Source organism: Streptomyces sp. NPDC088745 (assembly GCF_044751045.1).
GTDB lineage: Bacteria > Actinomycetota > Actinomycetes > Streptomycetales > Streptomycetaceae > Streptomyces > Streptomyces cremeus.
This window is the reverse complement of the sequence record NZ_JBIVLB010000001.1, coordinates 578,348-594,931: the sequence shown is the minus strand read 5'-3', so window position 1 is coordinate 594,931 and position 16,584 is coordinate 578,348. Positions and strand designations below refer to the sequence as shown.

15 protein-coding genes are annotated in these 16,584 nt (G+C 73.4%); 13 read left to right on the top strand and 2 right to left on the bottom strand.

Going from position 1 to position 16,584, the window contains the following annotated elements; genetic code table 11:
• Nucleotides 1–95: 95 nt before the first annotated feature.
• From clpB to ACIP93_RS02700, 4 genes are all read left to right on the top strand, one after another.
• A complete protein-coding gene (clpB, locus tag ACIP93_RS02715) occupies nucleotides 96–2,708 on the top strand; it encodes an ATP-dependent chaperone ClpB (RefSeq protein WP_345221242.1) in 2,613 nt (870 codons plus the stop codon).
• Between the two features lie 134 nt (nucleotides 2,709–2,842).
• Nucleotides 2,843–3,385, top strand: a complete 543-nt coding sequence (locus ACIP93_RS02710) for a YbjN domain-containing protein (RefSeq protein WP_345221244.1) — start codon at nucleotides 2,843–2,845, stop codon at nucleotides 3,383–3,385.
• Between the two features lie 111 nt (nucleotides 3,386–3,496).
• On the top strand, nucleotides 3,497–3,901 hold the full coding sequence (locus ACIP93_RS02705) for a thiol-disulfide oxidoreductase DCC family protein (RefSeq protein WP_401754896.1): 405 nt from the start codon (nucleotides 3,497–3,499) through the stop codon (nucleotides 3,899–3,901).
• A gap of 49 nt (nucleotides 3,902–3,950) precedes the next feature.
• Entirely contained in the window at nucleotides 3,951–4,790 is an 840-nt protein-coding gene (locus ACIP93_RS02700) for a serine hydrolase domain-containing protein (RefSeq protein ID WP_401754893.1), read from the top strand.
• 42 nt (nucleotides 4,791–4,832) lie between these two features.
• Here ACIP93_RS02700 and ACIP93_RS02695 read toward each other — a convergent pair whose 3' ends face one another.
• On the bottom strand, nucleotides 4,833–6,047 hold the full coding sequence (locus ACIP93_RS02695) for a glycosyltransferase family 39 protein (protein ID WP_401754891.1): 1,215 nt from the start codon (nucleotides 6,045–6,047) through the stop codon (nucleotides 4,833–4,835).
• A 315-nt stretch (nucleotides 6,048–6,362) separates the two neighbouring features.
• On the opposite strand from ACIP93_RS02695, the gene ACIP93_RS02690 reads away from it, so the two are divergent.
• Nucleotides 6,363–6,605: a hypothetical protein gene (locus ACIP93_RS02690; protein WP_345221253.1), complete on the top strand. Its 243-nt coding sequence runs from the start codon at nucleotides 6,363–6,365 to the stop codon at nucleotides 6,603–6,605.
• Between the two features lie 70 nt (nucleotides 6,606–6,675).
• Here ACIP93_RS02690 and ACIP93_RS02685 read toward each other — a convergent pair whose 3' ends face one another.
• A complete protein-coding gene (locus tag ACIP93_RS02685) occupies nucleotides 6,676–7,902 on the bottom strand; it encodes a pyridoxal phosphate-dependent aminotransferase (RefSeq protein ID WP_401754887.1) in 1,227 nt (408 codons plus the stop codon).
• Between the two features lie 121 nt (nucleotides 7,903–8,023).
• Between ACIP93_RS02685 and ACIP93_RS02680 the strand changes: the two genes are divergently transcribed.
• The 8 genes from ACIP93_RS02680 to ACIP93_RS02645 all read left to right on the top strand — a co-directional run bounded on the left by ACIP93_RS02680 (nucleotide 8,024) and on the right by ACIP93_RS02645 (nucleotide 16,444).
• The gene (locus ACIP93_RS02680) at nucleotides 8,024–8,284 is read left to right on the top strand and encodes a hypothetical protein (protein WP_345221257.1); all 261 of its coding nucleotides are present in this window, start codon (nucleotides 8,024–8,026) and stop codon (nucleotides 8,282–8,284) included.
• A 320-nt stretch (nucleotides 8,285–8,604) separates the two neighbouring features.
• Nucleotides 8,605–9,126, top strand: coding sequence for a DUF2617 family protein (locus tag ACIP93_RS02675; RefSeq protein WP_345221259.1), 522 nt, complete (start codon nucleotides 8,605–8,607; stop codon nucleotides 9,124–9,126).
• A 112-nt stretch (nucleotides 9,127–9,238) separates the two neighbouring features.
• Nucleotides 9,239–10,966: a polyamine aminopropyltransferase gene (locus ACIP93_RS02670; protein WP_401754883.1), complete on the top strand. Its 1,728-nt coding sequence runs from the start codon at nucleotides 9,239–9,241 to the stop codon at nucleotides 10,964–10,966.
• Between the two features lie 167 nt (nucleotides 10,967–11,133).
• Nucleotides 11,134–12,048: an SRPBCC domain-containing protein gene (locus tag ACIP93_RS02665; protein ID WP_401754880.1), complete on the top strand. Its 915-nt coding sequence runs from the start codon at nucleotides 11,134–11,136 to the stop codon at nucleotides 12,046–12,048.
• 27 nt (nucleotides 12,049–12,075) lie between these two features.
• Nucleotides 12,076–12,891 (top strand): aldose 1-epimerase, encoded by an 816-nt coding sequence (locus ACIP93_RS02660; RefSeq protein ID WP_345221264.1) that lies wholly within the window; start codon nucleotides 12,076–12,078, stop codon nucleotides 12,889–12,891.
• A 141-nt stretch (nucleotides 12,892–13,032) separates the two neighbouring features.
• On the top strand, nucleotides 13,033–13,572 hold the full coding sequence (pyrE, locus tag ACIP93_RS02655) for an orotate phosphoribosyltransferase (RefSeq protein ID WP_401754877.1): 540 nt from the start codon (nucleotides 13,033–13,035) through the stop codon (nucleotides 13,570–13,572).
• A 231-nt stretch (nucleotides 13,573–13,803) separates the two neighbouring features.
• A complete protein-coding gene (gene fbaA / locus ACIP93_RS02650; RefSeq protein WP_401754875.1) occupies nucleotides 13,804–14,826 on the top strand; it encodes a class II fructose-bisphosphate aldolase in 1,023 nt (340 codons plus the stop codon).
• A gap of 124 nt (nucleotides 14,827–14,950) precedes the next feature.
• Nucleotides 14,951–16,444 carry an MFS transporter gene (locus ACIP93_RS02645; RefSeq protein WP_401754872.1) on the top strand — a complete coding sequence of 498 codons (1,494 nt, stop codon included), beginning with the start codon at nucleotides 14,951–14,953 and terminating at the stop codon, nucleotides 16,442–16,444.
• Nucleotides 16,445–16,584 lie beyond the last annotated feature (140 nt).

The following is a 16,584-nucleotide window of genomic DNA, read 5'->3' as shown; positions in this document are numbered from 1 at the left end:
TTGTGCACGTTGGATGAGTCATGGAGGTCGTGCCGCGAGGCACGTGCAAGGCGGCTTGCCGATGCCGTGAGGGCGTACAGGAGGAGAGTGCAGACGTGGAAGCCGAGCTGACCAACAGGAGCCGGGACGCGATCAACGCGGCCACCGACCGGGCCGTGACCGACGGCCACCCCGATCTGACCCCCGCGCACCTGCTGCTCGCCCTGCTGGAGGGCCAGGACAACGAGAACATCACCGACCTGCTGGCCGCGGTGGAGGCGGACCAGGCAGCCGTGCGGTCCGGTGCCGAGCGGCTGCTCGCCGCCCTGCCCAGCGTCACCGGGTCCACGGTCTCGCCGCCGCAGCCCGACCGCGACATGCTGGCCGTCGTCGCCGACGCCGCGCGGCGCGCCAAGGAGCTCGGGGACGAGTTCCTGTCGACGGAGCACCTGCTGATCGGGCTCGCCGCCAAGGGCGGCCGGGCCGCCGACGTACTGAAGGACCAGGGCGCGAGCGCGGACAAGCTGCTCGACGCCTTCGAGAAGAGCAGGGGAGGACGCCGCGTGACGACTGCGGACCCGGAGGGCCAGTACAAGGCCCTGGAGAAGTTCGGCACCGACTTCACGGCCGCCGCGCGCGACGGGAAGCTGGACCCGGTCATCGGCCGCGACCAGGAGATCCGGCGCGTGGTGCAGGTGCTGTCGCGCCGTACGAAGAACAACCCCGTGCTCATCGGTGAGCCCGGCGTCGGCAAGACCGCCGTCGTCGAGGGGCTGGCACAGCGCATCGTGAAGGGGGACGTGCCCGAGTCGCTCAAGAACAAGCGGCTCGTGTCGCTGGACCTCGGGGCGATGGTCGCCGGCGCGAAGTACCGGGGCGAGTTCGAGGAGCGGCTGAAGACCGTCCTCTCCGAGATCAAGGAGAGCGACGGCCAGATCATCACGTTCATCGACGAGCTGCACACCGTCGTGGGGGCCGGCGCGGGCGGCGACTCCGCCATGGACGCGGGCAACATGCTCAAGCCCATGCTGGCCCGCGGCGAGCTGCGGATGGTCGGCGCGACCACGCTCGACGAGTACCGCGAGCGCATCGAGAAGGACCCCGCCCTGGAGCGCCGCTTCCAGCAGGTGCTGGTCGCCGAGCCGTCCGTCGAGGACACCATCGCGATCCTGCGCGGGCTCAAGGGCCGCTACGAGGCCCACCACAAGGTGCAGATCGCGGACTCCTCGCTGGTCGCCGCCGCGACCCTGTCCGACCGGTACATCACCTCCCGCTTCCTCCCGGACAAGGCCATCGACCTGGTGGACGAGGCCGCGTCCAGGCTCCGGATGGAGATCGACTCCTCCCCCGTGGAGATCGACGAGCTCCAGCGCGTCGTGGACCGGCTCAAGATGGAGGAGCTGGCGCTCAAGAACGAGACCGACGCCGGTTCCGTGCAGCGCCTGGAGAAGCTGCGCCGCGACCTCGCCGACCGGGAGGAGGAGCTGCGCGGGCTGAACGCCCGGTGGGAGAAGGAGAAGCAGGGCCTCAACCGGGTCGGTGAGCTGAAGGAGAAGCTGGACGAGCTGCGCGGCACCGCCGAGCGGGCCCAGCGCGACGGCGACTTCGACACCGCCTCCAAGCTGCTGTACGGGGAGATCCCCGGCCTGGAGCGCGAGCTGGAGGAGGCCGCCGAGGCCGAGGCGGAGGTCCGCGAGGTCGACACCATGGTCAAGGAGGAGGTCGGCCCGGACGACATCGCCGACGTGGTCGGCTCCTGGACCGGCATCCCGGCCGGCCGCCTCCTCGAAGGCGAGACGCAGAAGCTGCTGCGCATGGAGGCCGAGCTGGGCAAGCGCCTGATCGGCCAGGGCGAGGCCGTGCGGGCCGTCTCGGACGCCGTCCGCCGCACCAGGGCCGGCATCGCCGACCCCGACCGCCCCACGGGCTCCTTCCTCTTCCTCGGCCCCACCGGCGTCGGCAAGACCGAGCTGGCCAAGGCCCTCGCGGACTTCCTCTTCGACGACGAGCGGGCCATGGTCCGCATCGACATGAGCGAGTACGGCGAGAAGCACTCCGTCGCGCGGCTGGTCGGCGCGCCGCCCGGCTACGTCGGGTACGAGGAGGGCGGCCAGCTCACCGAGGCCGTGCGGCGGCGCCCGTACAGCGTGGTGCTGCTGGACGAGGTCGAGAAGGCGCACCCGGAGGTCTTCGACGTCCTGCTCCAGGTGCTGGACGACGGCCGCCTCACCGACGGCCAGGGGCGGACGGTCGACTTCCGCAACACCATCCTGATCCTGACCTCCAACCTCGGCAGCCAGTACCTGATGGACCCGGCGAGCCCCGAGGAGGTCAAGAAGCAGCAGGTCCTCGAAGTCGTGCGGTCCTCCTTCAAGCCGGAGTTCCTGAACCGCCTCGACGACCTGGTCGTCTTCTCGGCCCTGAACAAGGACGAGCTCGCCCACATCGCCGAGCTCCAGGTGGCCCGCCTCGCCAAGCGCCTGGCCGACCGCCGGCTCACCCTGGACGTCACGCCCGAGGCCCTGGCCTGGCTGGCGGAGGAGGGCAACGACCCGGCGTACGGCGCCCGGCCGCTGCGCCGCCTCATCCAGACCGCCATCGGCGACCGGCTGGCCAAGGAGATCCTGGCGGGCGAGGTCACCGACGGCGACACGGTCCGCGTCGAGCGCGTCGGGGACGAGCTGCTGGTGGGGCCGGTTGCGGGCGCCCCCGCCGAGAAGCAGCTGTAAGGAGCACGGGCCGGTCCCGGCGGGTGCGCCGCGCGGTGTTCTCTCAGCGCGCAGCGGATCGCACCCGCCGGGGCTTGCGTTCCCCCTCCCGCAATGGGAGAGGATGACGGCAACCGTACGAAGGGAAATACACGGTGAGCATCGACCCGTCCTCGATTCCGAATTTCGGGGGACAGCCCGAACCGCAGCCCGAGGGACCGGCAGGCCCCGTCATCCCCGACCAGGACCTGGTCAAGCAGCTTCTGGACCAGATGGAGCTGAAGTACGTCGTCGACGACGAGGGCGACCTCGCCGCGCCGTGGGAAGAGTTCCGCACGTACTTCATGTTCCGCGGCGAGGACGACCAGCAGGTCTTCTCGGTCCGGACGTTCTACGACCGCCCGCACAGCATCGAGGACAAGCTCCAGCTCCTGGAGCTCCTCGACGACTGGAACCGCCGCACCCTGTGGCCGAAGGTCTACAGCCACACCCACGACGACGGCTCCGTCCGCCTCATCGGCGAGGCGCAGATGCTGATCGGCACCGGCGTCTCCCTGGAGCACTTCGTGTCCTCCACGGTCAGCTGGGTCCGCGCCTCCATCGAGTTCGACAAGTGGGTCGTCGAGCAGCTCGGCCTGGAGAAGGACGTCGACTCCGCGGTGGAGGACGACAAGGACAAGGGCGACGACGAGGCCTGAGCCCCCGGGACCCCGGCGGCACACCCGCACGACGCAAGCCCGGCCGCCACGGCGACCGGGCTTGCGTCGTGCCGGGCCCACGCCCCTCCCCGCGCACCACGAGAGGAACTCATGTCCAGCGGCCCCCAGACCTCCCCGGCACGCACCGTGCTGGCCTTCGACGGCGACTGCGGGTTCTGCGAGAGCTCGGTGCGGCTGATCCGTGAGCACGCCAGACCCCGGATCCCCACCGTGCCCTGGCAGGCCCTTCCCGAGGAGCTGACCGGGCCGCATCTGGCACGGCTGGACCGGGAAGTCGTCCTGTTCCACCGGGGGGCGGCCCGCTACGGCGGCGCGGACGCGGTGAGCCGCTTCCTCGGGTCGTCCCCGGCCCGCCGCTACCGTGCGGCCGGGTTCGTTCTGCGGCTGCCGTTCGTACGCCCCCTCGCCCACCTGGTCTACCGGTGGGTGGCGGCCAACCGGCACCGGCTGCCCGGCGGCACCGCGGCCTGCGCGGTCCCCCGCCCGCCCGACTGAACACGTCCCGCCGAGCGCCCCGCCCCGACGAGAGCGACGAGAACCCTCCGTGAGCCACGTCCCCACCTGCATATTCCGCAGCGGCCGCAGCCCCGAGATCCGGCACGGGCACGCCGCCGACCGCTACGTCCAGATCGGTTCCCTGAGCAAGGCGCTCACCGGCACCGTGCTGGCCCGGCTGAGCGCCGCCGGGACCGTCGACACCGACGCGCCCCTGGAGGAGTTCCTCCCCGTGCCGCCCGGCACCGGCATCACCCTGCGGCACCTCGCGCAGCACACCTCCGGCCTGCCCCGGGTGCCGCCGGGGCTGCGCCGCCGCGATCCCTACGCGGACTTCGACGCCGCCGCGCTGGACGCGCTGCTCCGCGACCTGGGCTCGCTGACCGTGGCCGAGCCGGGCGCCGTCGAGGAGTACTCCAACCTCGGGTACGCCGTCCTGGGCGCCGCCCTCGCCGCCGCCGCGGACCTGTCGTACGAGGAACTCCTGGCCCGGCACGTGCTCGGCCCGCTGGACGTCACCGAGGTGTCCGCCGCGCCGCCGCAGGACCGGCGGCTGCTCAGCCGGGGCCTGTTCGGGCGGCCGCGCCGCCCCTGGACCATGACCGGCGCCATCCTCCCGGCCGGGGGGCTGTGGGCCACGCCACGGGCCGCCGCCGCTCTGGTGACCGGCCTGCTCGTCGAGCGGCGGCTGGGCGAGCCCGCCCTGTCCTGGCAACGGGCGGGCACCCTGCTCTGGCACAACGGGGCCACCGGTGACGCCTCCGTGTTCACCGGCGCGCTGCCCGACGGCCACTGGGTCATGGTCCACCGGCTCACCGGGCAGGCGGAGGGCACGGACGCGCTGGGCATCGAAATCCTGAAGGAGTCGCAGGCCGCCCCGGCGTCCTGAACCCACCGCGGGCCGCCCCGGCGTCCCTGAGGGCGCCGCAGCTCACATCGGCATCGGCGCGACCGCCAGCAGGTACGTCCCGTACGCCATCGAGAGCCCGGCCAGCGCGACGGTCACCGTGACCGCCGCCCGCGGCCGGGCCCTGGTCAGGGCGCAGGCCAGCGGGAGCAGGAGCGGGAACGCGGGGAGCAGGAAGCGGGGCTTGGACTCGAAGAAACCCGCACCGCCGACCGTGATGACGACCAGGACGCCCGCGTAGACCAGCAGCACGAGCGGGGGCCGGCGGTCCATTCCGTACACCATGAGGGCGAACAGCAGCACTCCGACCGCCACGATCACCAGCGCCATCGGAAAGCCGAACCGTTCCGGCGCGCTGACCAGGTGCTTGATGAACTTCAGGGTGCCCGAGCCGAAGTCGAAGCGGGAGGACCAGTCCGCCTGCACGGCGAAGTACCCGCCGAGCGGATCGCCCTTGCGGATGCCGACGTACAGGACGTACGACGCCCAGCCGAGCGGCGCGAGCAGCGCCCCCGCCCACACCCGCCAGCCGCGCTGGCGTCTCCTGAGCAGTTCGTGCGCCGCCGTCAGCACGACGGCGGCCACCAGCGCCACCGCGTTCGGCCGCGACAGCCCCGCCAGCGCGGCGAGCGCGCCCGCGAGCAGCCAGCGCCGGGTCAGCACCGCGTACAGCGACCAGGCCGACAGGGCGACGAGCGCCGGTTCGGTGTACGCCATGGACAGGACGACGGAGTGCGGGAGCAGGCCCCACAGCACGACGGTGACGGTGGCGACCCGGCGCCCGTGGAGCCGGTCCACCACCGCGAAGACGCCCCAGGCGGCGGCCAGCGCGGCCGTCCACGAGATCAGCAGGCCCGCGCCGCCCGGCGTGACGGGCAGGAGCGAGGACACGGCCCGGATCAGCCCCGGATAGAGCGGGAAGAACGCCAGGTCGCTCTGGATGATCTCGCCGTCGCCGAAGATCCGGGTGTGGCCGTAGCCGTGCGCGGCGATCCGGGTGTACCAGAGCGAGTCCCAGGACTGGCCGAGCAGCCGCAGCGGCGACTTGCCGATGTGCCACGCCCACACCGCCATCAGCAGCGTCCCGGTCAGCCGCACCGCCGCGAACAGCGCGAGCGCCGGGGCCGCCCGCAGGAACGCGGCGCGCAGGGCGGCGGCCCGGTCGCGGCGGGCCGCCGGGCGGGGGGCGTTCGTGGACCGGGCGGGGACGACGGTGTCGACGGAGGTGTCGACGGACACGGGGCTACCTCCGGGCGGCGGGGACGGTCGCGGGGCGGCCGGTGGCCGGCCATCCCCGACCCTGATCGGCCCCGGTGCCGTCCGCTACCGGAGGTCGGCCGACCGGGTGTACGGAAAGCGTACGGGGTGTCAGCGAACCCCTGCGGAAAGGTTTCCGCCCTTCTCCCGCCGCCGGGGCGGCCGTTGCAACAAGCTGCACCCGGCCGCGCAGGAAGCTGCACGCCGGGGCCCCTGACGGGCACGGCCGCCGATGGGACCGTAGGAGGGCACCGAAAGCGCAGGTCAGACGAGGTGCCGATGAGGGGAGACACAGCCGTGTCCGGAGCACAGCCAAACCAGCAGACCGAGCCGGCCCGGCCGGCCGGGGCCGACCGGAGCAGTCCGGGCCTGACCGGGCCGGTGCTCACGCTCGCCCTGCTCGTGGTGGCCCTGGCCGTGGCGGGGACCGTCTTCGACGGCACCCTGCGCACGGTGGCCGGCGGCGTGATCGGCGTCGCGATCGTCGTCTGCGCGGGCTTCACGGGCGCGGCGGTCAAGCGCAGCAGGTCCAAGCCCTGAGCAGCCTCCCCCGGAGCGCCGGCACGGAGCGTTCCGGAGGGCCGGCCCCACGGGCCTCCCGGTGTGCCGGTCAGGCCGCCGCGAGCCCCTTCAGACGGGCCACGGCCTCCTGGAGGACTTCGGTCCGCTTGCAGAAGGCGAACCGGACGAACGGCGCGCCGGCCGCGCGGTCGTCGTAGAACACCGCGTTCGGGATGGCCACCACCTGGCACCGCTCGGGCAGTTCGCGGCAGAAGGCGAAGCCGTCGGCGGTGTCCCCGCCGGTCAGCGGGCGGATGTCGGTCGTCACGAAGTACGTCCCGGCCGGCCGGTACACCCCGAAGCCCGCCTCCGCGAGGCCCGTGCACAGCAGGTCGCGCTTGGCGCGCAGTTGGGCGCGCAGGTCCTCGTAGTACGACTCCGGGAGCGCCAGCGCCTCGGCGACCGCGTACTGGAGGGGCCCCGCCGAGACGTACGTCAGGTACTGCTTGGCCGAGCGGACCGCCGCCACCAGCGCGGGCGGGGCCGTCACCCAGCCCACCTTCCAGCCGGTGAACGCGAACGTCTTGCCGCTGGAGGAGATGGTCACCGTCCGCTCGCGCATGCCGGGGAAGGCCGCGAGGGGGAGGTGCTCGGCGTCGTACACCAGGTGCTCGTACACCTCGTCGGTGATCACCAGGAGGTTCCGGTCGACGGCGAGCCGGGCGATCTCGGTGAGCTCGTCGCGGGTGAGGACGGTGCCGGTGGGGTTGTGCGGGGTGTTGAGGAGGAGGAGGCGGGTGCGGGGGGTGACCGCGTCGCGGAGTTCGTCGAGATCGAGCCGGTACGCGCCGTCCTCCGGGCGCAGTTGCACGGGGACGCGGCGGCCGCCCGCCATGGCGATGCAGGCCGCGTAGCTGTCGTAGTACGGCTCCAGCGCGATCACCTCGTCGCCGGGCTCCAGCAGGGCCAGGAGGGAGGCGGCGATGGCCTCCGTCGCGCCCGCGGTGACCAGGACCTCGGTGTCGGGGTCGACGGCGAGGCCGTAGCGGCGCTGGTGGGCGGCGATCGCGTGGCGCAGCTCGGGGACGCCCGGACCCGGCGGGTACTGGTTGCCGCGGCCGTCGCGCAGGGCGCGCACCGCCGCCTCGCGGACCTCCTCGGGGCCGTCCTCGTCGGGGAAGCCCTGGCCGAGGTTGATCGCGCCGGTCGAGGCGGCCAGCGCCGACATCTCGGCGAAGATCGTCGTCCCGAACTCGGCGAGCCGGCGGTTGAGGAAGGGGCGGGGGGCGTCGGGGGCGCCGTGGGGGGAGCCTGCGGAGGTCGTCATGGCGGCCATCCTGCGCGGAACCTCTGGACTTGCTCAAGTGTGCTTTGGGCGCGTCGGCGTTCGGGAATCCCTCCTCCACGTGCGGAGGGAACGCCCTCCGCTCCGGGGGAACGGAAGGACGGTGAGGGCCGTGACCGGTCTCTTCATCGCGCTCGGTGTGATGCTGGTGGTGCTCGTGGCGATCGTCGCGAAGGTCTTCGGCACGCCGGACCCGAAGCGGCGCACCAAGGTGAGCACGACGAAGAAGCGGCGCCGTTCGAGCAGCTCGGACTCCAGCCTGTTCGGCGGGGTGTGGGCGGGCGGCGGCGACAGCGGCGGCTCCTCGTGCGGCGGCGGCTCGTCCTCCTGCGGCGGTGGCGGCGGGGGCGGCTGCGGCGGTGGCGGCAGCTGACGGCGTCCGGCGGAGCGGCTGACACGGGGCAGCCGATCCGCCGGTACGGCACACCGCGCGCCCGGCGGAGCCGGGGAGAGGACTCGTACGCGTGTCCCCTTCTCAACTTCCGCCGGGCGCCCTTTTGTTGAACAGTTGAACCGTGTGGCCCCCGAGGGGATGGAAACCACGCCAGATTGGGTAAAAACGCTAGGTGCGCCGCACACTTCATGATTCCCTCGCTGTGGAAATTCCCCGAGCGGGCGGTTCTCCAGCTCCACCCCGTACATCTCCGGCGTGCCCCTGGCCCACCCCCCACTGCGTGTTTGCGGAGCCACCCCATGCTGACGACCCTCAAGACCGACTACACCGACACGTGTGCCTCCGATCTGGCCTGGGCGCTCGGCCGGGAGCCGTTGCCCGCCCTGGCCGTCCTCGACCTCGAACTCGGCGGCGCGACGCTCCAGTTGCGTCTCCTCGGCGCGTCCCACCAGGTGCTCCTCACGGAGGGCGACGGGTACTGCTCGGAGACCGTCGCCTGCATCCCGGGCAGCAGGACCCCGCTGCCGCTGGGGGTGTCCAGGCAGGTGGGCGACTGGGACTACGAGTTCGCGGCCCGCGTGGAACTCCTCTCGGAGGCCGCCTTCGCGGGCCGCGCCCAGGAGTTGCTGGCCCTGGTCGCGGACCACCCCCACGGGCTGGCGGGAACGTTCCCCGGCAGCCCGTACGCCTTCACCGCGCTGCTCGCCCAGCACGAGGGCGGCGGCCAGGTGAACTGGCGCACCTGGCACGCCTATCCGCAGGAGGGCCAGTTGGTCGTGACCCGCACCCGGGTCGGGACCCGGGTGCCGGCCGGGGTCTGAGGCCCGCGCCCCGCGGGCGGGCGCCGCGTGGCGCGGGGTATGCCGTACGCGCCCCAGGTGCACCCGTGTGGGTGACGTGCTGCGAGCAAGCGGTGACGTAGCGTTGCCCAACATGATCCAACCGGCCTCCGCCCCAGCCGGGCCCGACCCCGCCGGACCTCCCCCCGACTCGCTGAAACGCTCCTCCGAACGCGTTCCGGTGCAGGGCGGGCGGCGGTCCGGGCCGGGGCGGCCGTTTCCGGTGAGCCCGCGGACGGCCAGGTTCCTGGTGCTCGGGGTGGTCTTCCTGTGCGCCGCCTGCGGTCTGGTCTACGAACTCGAACTGGTCGCCCTCGCCTCGTACTTGATCGGCGACTCGGTCACCCAGGCCTCCGTGGTGCTCTCCACGATGGTCTTCGCGATGGGCGTCGGCTCGCTGCTCGCCAAACGGCTGCGGTGCCGGGCCGCCGTCGGCTTCGGCATGCTGGAGGCGGGGCTCGCCGCGGTCGGCGGCTGCTCGGCGCTGGTGCTGTACGCGTCGTTCGCGTGGTTCGGCGGCGCGCGGTACGTCCTGGTGGCGTTCTCACTGGCCATCGGCGTCCTCATCGGGGCGGAGATCCCGCTGCTGATGACGCTGATCCAGCGGATCGGCAGCTCGCGCGCCGCGGGCGAGGGGGCCGAGGGGGCCGAGGCGGCCAAGGGGGACGACGCCAGCGGCGACGTGGCGGACCTCTTCGCCGCCGACTACGTGGGCGCGCTCGTCGGGGGCCTCCTCTTCCCCTTCTTCCTGCTCCCGATGCTCGGCCAGCTCACCGGCGCGCTGGTCACGGGCGCGGTGAACACCGCCGCCGGGGGCTCCCTCGTGCTGTGGCTGTTCCGGCGCGAACTCACGCGCCGCAACCGCTGGCTGCTGGTCGGCGTCAACGTGGCCGTCCTCGCCTCCCTGGCCACCGCGACCGTCCTGGTCGACGACTTCGAGCGGGCGGCCCGGCGCGCGGTGTACGGGGACCGGGTGCGGGTCGCCGTGCAGACCGACGCGCAGGAGGTCGTCATCACCGGCAGCGCGTCCGGCCCCATGGACTTCTTCCTGGACGGCCGCCTGCGCGTCTCCAGCCGGGACGAGTACCGCTACCACGAGGCCCTGGTGCACCCCGCGATGCGCGGCGGGCACGCCCGCGTGCTGATCCTCGGCGGCGGCGACGGAATGGCCGCCCGGGAGGTCCTGCGGTACCCCGGCGTCCGCTCGGTGACCCTGGTCGAACTGGACCCGGGCGTCGTCCAGCTCGCCCGCACCGACCCGGCGCTGGTCGCCCTGAACGGCGGCGTCCACCAGGACCCCCGGCTGCGCGTCGTCACCGCGGACGCCTTCGCCTGGCTCCGCTCCGCCCCGCTCGACGGCCTCCCGTACGACGTCGTGGTCTCCGACCTGCCCGACCCGGGCATCACGGCCTCGACCAAGCTCTACTCCCAGGAGTTCTACGGGCTCGCGGCGGACGTCCTCGCCCCCGGCGGCCGGATGGTCGTCCACGCGGGCCCGACCGGCGCCCGCCCCCACGTCTACTGGACCGTCGAGGCCACCCTGCGCGCGGCGGGCCTCGCCACCCGCCCCTACCGGGCCACCGGCCGCGTCTCCGACTTCGGCGCAGGCCCGGACCGCCCGTCGGGCGACTCCCGCGTCCCGCGCGACTGGGGCCTGATCCTCGCCGCCCGCACCCGCCCGGGGCTGGGCATCTCCCCGGACGCCCCGCGTCTGCGCTCACTGACGGCGCCGCTGCTCCTGGAGGGCGCGAGGTCGGCGGAGGCGGGCCGGCTGCGGGGGGTGGCGGCGTCCACGCTGGTGCACCCGAGGTACGGGCAGTAGGGGCCCGTGCGGCGGGTGAATCCGTACGGCAGCAGGGCCGTACGGGCGGCGGCCCCGGGCGGCGGATGGGCCGTACGGGCGGCGGGTCCCGCCGTCGCCGCCTTCGTCCCGGGACTTCTGGGCGAGACGGGGTGTGAAGCGGACGCGCCTGAGTAGGCTCAGGGACCATGGACCATGAGGTGCTCGTTCCGGTGCTGCCCGCCGCCGTCCGGCAGACGCTCGCCGACCCCGCCCGGGTCGCCCGCTGCCTCCCCGGCTTCCAGCAGGACGCCGACAAGTCGTCCACCCCGCTGACCGGCCGTCTGAAGGTCCGGCTCGGCGGCCACACCATCACCTACCGAGGCGCCCTGACCGTCACCCCCGCGGCCAAGGGCGCCTGCACCGTCGAGGGCGAGGGCGCCGAAGCCCGCGGCAACGGCTCCGTGAAACTGTCCCTGACCGTCCGCACCGCCCGCCACGAGGACGGTACGAAGCTGAGCTTCACCGGCACGGCCCACGGCGAAGGACGCATCACCGAACTGGACGCCGCCACGGTCGAGTCCGCCGTGCGCCGCCTCCTGGACCGCTTCGCGGCAGCGCTGGGCACGGAGGCCGCGGGCCCGGCCGCCCCGAAGCCGAAGCAGGCGTCCCCGAAGCCGGGCGCCCCGAAGTCCGAGCCCCGGCCGGACCGCGACTCCCGGCCCGACGAACCCCGCGCCTCCCTCTTCGAGACCGAGATCCCGGCGCCCTCCCTCGACCGGCTCAGCGACGAGGAACTGACCGAGGACGACCCCCTCCCCGGCCCGGGCCCCACCCGCGAGGACGAGGAGCTCGCCCTGCGCGAAGCCCTCGAAGGGCTCCCCGGCGAGCTCCCGGAGGCCTTCCCCGACGAGCCCCTGGCCGAGGCCGCGCACGCCCGTCGCACCATGATCGGCCGCAGCGCCGAGGAGGTCGACCACGCGCCGCCGCGCGGCCGGTACGCCCCCGTCATGGCCCCCGCCCCCGCCTCCGGCACGTTCACCCTGCGCCGGCTGGCCCCCGCCGCCGCGCTCGCGGTGGCCTCCGCCGTGGTCGTCGGCCGGGTGCTCAGGCGGCGCAGGTAGCCCCCCGGGCTGGGTAGTGTCCCCAGGGTGAGTAGCGAAGAGAAGAAGAACACCGCCGTCGTACTGACCGCAGGCGACGCCGAGTTGACCGTCGACCCGGCGGACGGCTGCCGGATTGAGAGCCTGCGCATCGGTGGCACCGAGGTGCTCCGCCGGCCCGAGAACGGCAAGCACTTCGGCAGCTTCCCGATGGTCCCGTGGTGCGGCCGCACCGAGAACGGCCGCTTCCGCGACGGCGACAAGGTCCACCAGCTCCCGGTGAACTCCCCGCCGCACGCCATCCACGGCACCGGCCGCGACACCCGCTGGCGCACCGCCGTCCGTGACACGGCGTCGGCGTCGTTCACGTACGACCTCACCAGCCCCTGGCCCTACGCGGGCCGCGTCACCCAGCTCTTCGACCTGACGCCGGACGCGCTCACGCTCACCCTGGGCGTCGAGACGTACGACGACTCCTTCCCGGCGCAGGTCGGCTGGCACCCCTGGTTCCGCCGCAACCTCGGCGGCCAGGACGTGACTCTGGACTTCACCGCCGCCTGGCAGGAGGAGCGGGGCGAGGACCACCTCCCCACCGGGCGCCGCGTCGACCCCCGGCCGGGCCCCTGGGACGACTGCTTCGGCATGCCCGACGGCGTCGACGTCACCCTCACCTGGCCCGGCGAGCTGGAGATCAGGGTGACCAGCCGGGAGGAGTGGGTGGTCGTGTACGACGAGCAGGAGGCGGCCGTGTGCGTCGAGCCGCAGACCGGTCCGCCGAACGGCCTCAACACCCTGCCGCGCCTGGTCACGCCGGTGGACCCGCTGGAGGCCTCGACGACGTGGACGTGGCGGCGGCTGGGCTGAGGCCCTGCTTCGGGGCGGGTGGGGGCGTCGGCCGGGCCGAGGGCCTGCTCCCGGGGCGCGCATGGGCGGCTGTGGTCGGGCCGAGGGCCTCCCCACGGGCCGTGGCGGCGGGGTCCTCGGCCGCCACTTAAGCTCGTACGCATGACTGACGTACGCGCTGACCTGCTCCAGCAGATCAAGGACAAGGCCGTGGTGCACGGCAAGGTGACCCTCTCCTCGGGTCTGGAGGCCGACTACTACATCGACCTGCGCCGGATCACGCTGGACGGCGAGGCCGCGCCGCTGGTCGGCCAGGTCATGCTCGACCTGACCGCCGAGCTCGACTTCGACTGCGTCGGCGGGCTGACCCTGGGCGCCGACCCGGTCGCCACCTCGATGCTGCACGCCTCCGCCGCCCGCGGCCGGCGGCTCGACGCGTTCGTCGTGCGCAAGGCGCAGAAGGCGCACGGCATGCAGCGCCGCATCGAGGGCACCGAGGTCAAGGGCCGTCGCTGCCTGGTCGTGGAGGACACGTCCACCACCGGCGGCTCCCCGCTGACCGCCGTCGAGGCGGTCCGCGAGGCCGGCGGCGAGGTCGTGGCGGTCGCCACCATCGTCGACCGGGGTGCGGCACAGGCCGTCGCGGACGCCGGGCTGCCCTACCTGACCGGCTACGCGCTGGGTGATCTCGGCCTGGCCTGAAGTGGTGACCCAGGTCCTTGTCCCACGAGGGCAGGGCTGTGACCTGGGGTTTTGCCCGAGGTCGGAGTGTTTCACGTGAAACGCTCCGACCTCTGCGCATTCCGGCGCCCGGGACGGGGGCGGCCGCCGGGTGGAGACCCGGGGAGAGTCTGGAAAGATGGGCGGCGACGATGACGTCGCCCCCAGGTCAGGGACCAGCACGCACACCCGCATATCCCAAGGAGCGGACAGATGCCCATCGCAACCCCCGAGGTCTACGCCCAGATGCTCGACCGGGCGAAGGCGGAGAAGTTCGCCTACCCGGCGATCAACGTGACCTCGTCCCAGACTCTGCATGCTGCACTGCGCGGCTTCGCCGAGGCCGAGAGCGACGGCATCATCCAGATCTCCACCGGTGGGGCGGAGTTCCTGGGTGGCCAGCACAACAAGGACATGGTCACCGGCGCGGTCGCCCTGGCCGAGTTCGCGCACATCGTCGCCGCGAAGTACGACATCACCGTCGCGCTGCACACCGACCACTGCCCCAAGGACAAGCTGGACGGCTACGTCCGCCCGCTGCTCGACATCTCCGCCGAGCGCGTCAAGGCCGGTCGCGACCCGCTCTTCCAGTCCCACATGTGGGACGGCTCCGCCGAGACCCTGGCCGACAACCTGGCCATCGGCCAGGAGCTGCTGGCCAAGGCCGCCGCCGCCAAGATCATCCTTGAGGTCGAGATCACCCCGACCGGCGGCGAGGAGGACGGCGTCAGCCACGAGATCAACGACGAGCTGTACACGACCGTCGACGACGCGCTGCGCACCGCCGAGGCGCTCGGCCTGGGCGAGAAGGGCCGCTATCTGCTGGCCGCCTCCTTCGGCAACGTGCACGGCGTCTACAAGCCGGGCAACGTCGTGCTCCGTCCGGAGCTCCTGAAGGACCTCCAGGAGGGCGTGGGCTCGAAGTACGGCAAGACGTCCCCGTTCGACTTCGTCTTCCACGGCGGCTCGGGCTCGACCGCCGAGGAGATCGCCACCGCGCTGGAGAACGGCGTCGTGAAGATGAACCTCGACACGGACACCCAGTACGCCTTCACGCGTCCGGTCGTGGACCACATGTTCCGCAACTACGACGCGGTGCTGAAGGTCGACGGCGAGGTCGGCACGAAGTCGAAGTACGACCCGCGCACGTGGGGCAAGGCCGCCGAGGCCGGCATGGCGAGGCGCGTGACGGAGGCCTGCGCGGCCCTCCGCTCCACGGGCACCCGCCTGAAGTAATTCCCTTCCCGGGAGGGCCCGGCCCCTTCGGACCTCCGCGTCCGGGGTGGCCGGGCCCTCGCCGTTTCCAGGGGGCGGCCCCTTTCGCCTGGCCGGACCGGCCGGGTGCGGGGACCATCCGGATATGGCCGAAACCGAAAGTGCCGGAGGGCTCCGGGTCGGGAGCGCGACCGGGCGGTGGGTACTGCTCACCACCGTGCTCGGGTCCAGCATGGCGATGCTGGACTCCACCGTCGTCAACGTCGCCCTGCCCCGCATCGGCAAGGACCTCGGCGCCGATCTCGCCGGGCTCCAGTGGACCGTGAACGCGTACATGCTGACGCTGGCCGGACTGATCCTGCTGGGCGGCGCCCTCGGAGACCGGTACGGGCGGCGGAAGGTGTTCGTGGTCGGGGTGGTGTGGTTCGCCGCCGCCTCCCTGCTGTGCGGGCTCGCAACGAACGCGACCGTCCTGATCGCCGCCCGGGCGTTGCAGGGCATCGGCGGGGCGCTGCTCACGCCGGGGTCGCTCGCGCTCATCCAGGCCTCGTTCCACCCCGACGACCGGGCGAGGGCGGTCGGCCTGTGGTCCGGGCTCGGCGGGATCGGGGCCGCGGTCGGACCGTTCCTCGGCGGGTGGCTCGTGGACGGGCCCGGCTGGCGCTGGGCGTTCCTGATCAACGTGCCGCTGGCCGCGCTGTGCGTGCCGGTCGCGCTCGGGCACGTACCGGAGTCGAAGGATCCGCAGGCGCATGGCCGGTTCGACGTGCTGGGGGCCGTGCTGGCGGCCGTCGCGCTGGCCCTGGTGACGTACGCGCTCATCGAGGCCCCGGCGCGGGGGGCGTCGGCCGTGGTGGTGGGGTGCGGCGTGCTGGGGGTGGCCGTCGCGGGGGCGTTCCTGTACGTCGAGCGGACGCGGGCCGAGCCGATGATGCCGCTCACGCTCTTCGCCTCCCGGCAGTTCACCGCGATCAACGTCGTGACGCTGTGCGTGTACGCCGCGTTCAGCGGGTTCTTCTTCCTGGCGGCGTTGCAGTTGCAGGTGGTGGCCGGGTACTCGGCGCTCCAGGCGGGGACGGCCATGCTGCCGACGACCGTGCTGATGCTGTTCCTGTCGGCCCGCTCCGGGGAGCTGGCCCAGCGGACCGGGCCCCGCGTCCCGCTCACCGTGGGGCCGCTGCTGTGCGCGGCGGGGATGCTGCTGATGCTGCGGGTGGGGGAGGACGCGTCGTACCTGGCGGACGTGCTGCCGGCGATGGTGGTGATGGGGACGGGCATGGTGACGCTGGTGGCCCCGCTCACCGCGACCGTGCTGGCCTCGGTGGCGGACGGGCGGGCCGGGCTCGCCTCCGGGATCAACAACGCCGCCGCCCGCGCCGCCGGACTCGTCGCGGTGGCCGCGCTGCCGCTGCTGGCGGGGATGGGGCCGGACGCGTACCGCTCGGCGCAGGAGTTCGGGGCGACCTTCCGGCGGGCGATGCCGATGTGCGCGGGCGTGCTGGTGCTGGGCGCGCTGATCGCTTTCACGACCGTGCGCAATCCGAAGGGCGCGGCTCCTGAGAGCGAGTGCCGCACGCACTGCGGGGTGGACGCGCCGCCCCTGGAGCCGGACCGGCAGGAGCGGGGCGGGTCGTCGTAGCGCGGGGTCGGCCCCAGCGGTGCGGTGCGGGGCGTCGTGGCGGGGAGGGGGCGGGTGGAATGGTGCGGGTCGTCCTGGCGGGGAGGGAGCGGGTGGAGCGGTGCGGGTCGTCCTGGCGGGGAGGGGGGCCGGTGGAGCGG

Coding starts and splice junctions, on each gene's coding strand:
- ACIP93_RS02685 (WP_401754887.1), bottom strand. CDS start 7,902: ATGGCCGCCATGACGACCTCCGCAGGCTCCCCCCACGGCGCCCCCGAC.
- ACIP93_RS02670 (WP_401754883.1), top strand. CDS start 9,239: ATGATCCAACCGGCCTCCGCCCCAGCCGGGCCCGACCCCGCCGGACCT.
- pyrE (WP_401754877.1), top strand. CDS start 13,033: ATGACTGACGTACGCGCTGACCTGCTCCAGCAGATCAAGGACAAGGCC.
- ACIP93_RS02665 (WP_401754880.1), top strand. CDS start 11,134: ATGGACCATGAGGTGCTCGTTCCGGTGCTGCCCGCCGCCGTCCGGCAG.
- ACIP93_RS02645 (WP_401754872.1), top strand. CDS start 14,951: ATGGCCGAAACCGAAAGTGCCGGAGGGCTCCGGGTCGGGAGCGCGACC.
- fbaA (WP_401754875.1), top strand. CDS start 13,804: ATGCCCATCGCAACCCCCGAGGTCTACGCCCAGATGCTCGACCGGGCG.
- ACIP93_RS02705 (WP_401754896.1), top strand. CDS start 3,497: ATGTCCAGCGGCCCCCAGACCTCCCCGGCACGCACCGTGCTGGCCTTC.
- ACIP93_RS02675 (WP_345221259.1), top strand. CDS start 8,605: ATGCTGACGACCCTCAAGACCGACTACACCGACACGTGTGCCTCCGAT.